This is a genomic window from Photorhabdus sp. RM322S (assembly GCF_042879395.1).
GTDB classification, from domain to species: Bacteria; Pseudomonadota; Gammaproteobacteria; order Enterobacterales; family Enterobacteriaceae; genus Photorhabdus; species Photorhabdus khanii.
Genome location: NZ_JBHFKW010000102.1, coordinates 1 through 2,791, shown reverse-complemented (window position 1 = coordinate 2,791; position 2,791 = coordinate 1). Strand labels below are relative to the sequence as shown.

The following is a 2,791-nucleotide window of genomic DNA, read 5'->3' as shown; positions in this document are numbered from 1 at the left end:
TGGAGAATAACTATCTTTATGAGGACGAAAGCCGCCGTTTTGATAAAGAGTTGGCCGAGTGTAAGGCCAAAGGAGGGGACTGCGGTGCGGTCATTCAGAAGTATTTGGACATCAGCAATAAGAATAGCACCGAATTAGAGGAAAAATGCAAAGGAGGGGGCATTACCTGCGTGACTTATGAAGATCTTATTCAAGCAAATACGAATGTTGCGCTTGATGAGGGATCGTTACAAATTCGGTCGTCAGAGAAATTAAAAGATCCCGACGCCATCAAGATAGTGCAGTATTTGAATGGTAAGGATTTGCAGTTTTTGAAGGATAATATTACCACTTCTAACAGAGTTGCCGCTGTCGCCTTAGATCCAACTTCATGGCCTGTAATGGTTTTTGGTGCAAAGGCGATGATTCAGGGGGCGAAAGGAAAGGAACAGTTACTTGCAGCAGGCGTCACCAGTGGTGTAAATGCAGCTATTCAATATGGTACGACAAAGGAAGTAAAACTTTCTGATTTGATTGGTGCAGGTATCGTAGGAGCTATCACAGCCGGGAAAGGTTACAACCCCACTGTCATGTGGAATGCGGCAGGTGGTTACTACACGGCCGAAATTAAAGGTGATGATCCTTTCTTGAATGCAATAATAAGTAAAGGCGGAGCCAGTGTAGGATATGCAATCGGTAATACTATCAAGGTTCCATTCAATAAAATTTTTAACCCTGTGTCAAAAGAATATGAATGGCAACCTATAGGTATTTGGACAATTACAAGGCCTGCATCAAAAAGTTCCATTCCTTCTACCATGGGTAATTTAGGAGATTCAGCTGCATCAGGTTTATTTAATAGTGGTGTCGGAAGCGCTATAGAAAATAAGGAGAAACAAGGTGAAAAGAAATAAAGCTAAATCGATCATGGTCATGTTGTATTTATCTTGTTCTTTTTTTCTAGCAGTGTTTCTAATGTGTATAATGTTTCACGTACTTGGTTATTGGGTTGGTGGTGGAAAAGAAATTTTTCATTTCATTAGCGATAATATTGGAATGTATCTAAAAATCAGTACGTCAGGATTTCTGGCAGGTTTTGTGTTTTGGTTATTTGGTATTCGTTAGTTACCCGATAAGAACGATCCCAGCAGTTGAGCTGGGATTTTTTTGTTGTGGAGAATAACTATCTGAGTGTGAATGAGCTGGACAATTTTGCGCACAAGGCCCGAACCAGTGAAGGAGAAAGCTGTAAGCAGGTGATCAAGGAGATGGTTGATACCAATATCCGTAATCAGCAGGAAATGATGGACTCCTGTAACAGCAACCCGAACCAGTGTGCGCAGAAGTATGGTTATCTGGTTGATCAGTGGCCTGTGTTTGAGAGTACCCTCAAAAATATGGACAGGGATGGCACATTGCCGGTTGAGTTCAGAAATTACCTGTCTGCGGTGAATACGCTGGGCCAGGCGGCCACAGGCAAAGTAGGCGAACTCGGCTGGACAAAACGCTTTGAAGCGATGGGCATGAGTAAGGAGACTGCCGCTGCGATGGCAATGACGCTACCTATCATTGTTGAAGGCAGCAAAGGGCCGAAATCATCGCCAACAACAAAAGGGACCACAGGTGCGGTTGTTAATACAGAGAAAGCGGCGCTGGAAAAGATTGGGCAAAACAGTCAAGGCACAACGAATCTGGGTGATAAATCGGCTAATACTGTTTACCATCAGCAGCTTATTAAAAATGCTGAGAAAATATCAACGGCAAAACCAGGACAACAAGTTGCCGCGCCAAGGGATCTGAATGAACAAACTTTCTGGAAACAGGTTGAATCAAATCCGTTACAAGGAAGTAAATTGTTAGGCATGAATAAAGATCCCCGTTTTCCTACAGCAGCTGGTTTTCAGAAAATGGAGGCGAAACATAGGCTCCCTAGTGGACAAACGATAACTATACATTATCAATACAACTCAAATACTGGTAAAACCTATGACATGAAGATTACTACCCCTCAGAGAATCCAACAGGATCCTAAAAAGGTAATAGATTCAATAAAGGATAATGTTAAATGAAAATAAAAGAATCAGATGGCTCTATTGTTGATGTTTTTGCCATATATTGGTTTGGTGATGAAACATATTTTTATGGGTTACCACCAAATTATGGAGGTTTACAGGCATATAAATCTAATGAAGTCTCAGTTATTGATACAACGATAGATTTTAGAACTGTTTTTTTCTCGAATGATGATGCTAAGAGTGTTCATCATTGGGCATTAATAGAAGAACAATTATTGGATGATTTACTTGAGTTAGATGAAACTGCTTATCAACGCTTTTTGGAAATCCTAAAGGCGGAAGATAATATAGAACAGGATTTTTGTTAATTAGACGTCCCGGTCAGTTGAAGTGGCCGGGATATTCCTTCTTTTAGCCGTCAGCTGTTCTCAACAAGCCAGATAACCAACAGCCCGTGCTCAACGCAGACCCGTACCGGCTGTCCGGTCGCAAACCCGGCCTCTTCCAGCCAGTTGCCTTTAAGGTGCAGGCTGGGATGCTGGCTGTAATAACGGGTCATCCCTGTGCTGCGGTCTTCGTGGCGGGTGCTAAGAAGGCCATGCCCAAAGCACCACTCATGCGGCAGTCAGTGATGGCACGATTGCTATCCGGGATAAGGACAAACAGCAACAGGATATCACCACCCTGAGCCGTGATACCGACAATGCCGGCAATGCGTTAAGCCCTATCTTTGATAAAGAGAAAGAACAGAAACGACTGAGACAGGCACAACTCATTCGGGAAATCAGCGCACAGGT

The 2,791-nt window shown here is 42.9% G+C and carries 4 protein-coding genes and 2 pseudogenes; 5 read left to right on the top strand and 1 reads right to left on the bottom strand.

Features of this window, described 5'->3' with window-relative positions:
• The 4 genes from ACGF63_RS22660 to ACGF63_RS22645 form a co-directional block, all read left to right on the top strand.
• Positions 1-893 (top strand): hypothetical protein (locus ACGF63_RS22660; RefSeq protein WP_387633332.1); only part of this gene is annotated, 893 nt, incomplete at its 5' end.
• Positions 880-1,104, top strand: coding sequence for a hypothetical protein (locus tag ACGF63_RS22655; RefSeq protein ID WP_036843884.1), 225 nt, complete (start codon positions 880-882; stop codon positions 1,102-1,104). The genes ACGF63_RS22660 and ACGF63_RS22655, both read left to right, overlap by 14 nt.
• Positions 1,105-1,151: 47 nt before the next feature.
• Positions 1,152-2,048, top strand: coding sequence for a hypothetical protein (locus ACGF63_RS22650; RefSeq protein WP_070974743.1), 897 nt, complete (start codon positions 1,152-1,154; stop codon positions 2,046-2,048).
• Positions 2,045-2,362: a hypothetical protein gene (locus ACGF63_RS22645; RefSeq protein WP_036843885.1), complete on the top strand. Its 318-nt coding sequence runs from the start codon at positions 2,045-2,047 to the stop codon at positions 2,360-2,362. Before ACGF63_RS22650 ends, ACGF63_RS22645 begins: the two co-directional genes overlap by 4 nt.
• A 50-nt stretch (positions 2,363-2,412) precedes the next feature.
• On the opposite strand, the pseudogene ACGF63_RS22640 reads toward ACGF63_RS22645, so the two are convergent.
• Positions 2,413-2,592: pseudogene (locus ACGF63_RS22640) on the bottom strand (SymE family type I addiction module toxin); the annotation flags it as partial.
• On the opposite strand from ACGF63_RS22640, the pseudogene ACGF63_RS22635 reads away from it, so the two are divergent.
• Positions 2,586-2,791, top strand: a pseudogene (locus tag ACGF63_RS22635) (hemolysin); the annotation flags it as partial. The pseudogenes ACGF63_RS22640 and ACGF63_RS22635 sit on opposite strands and share 7 nt — an antisense overlap.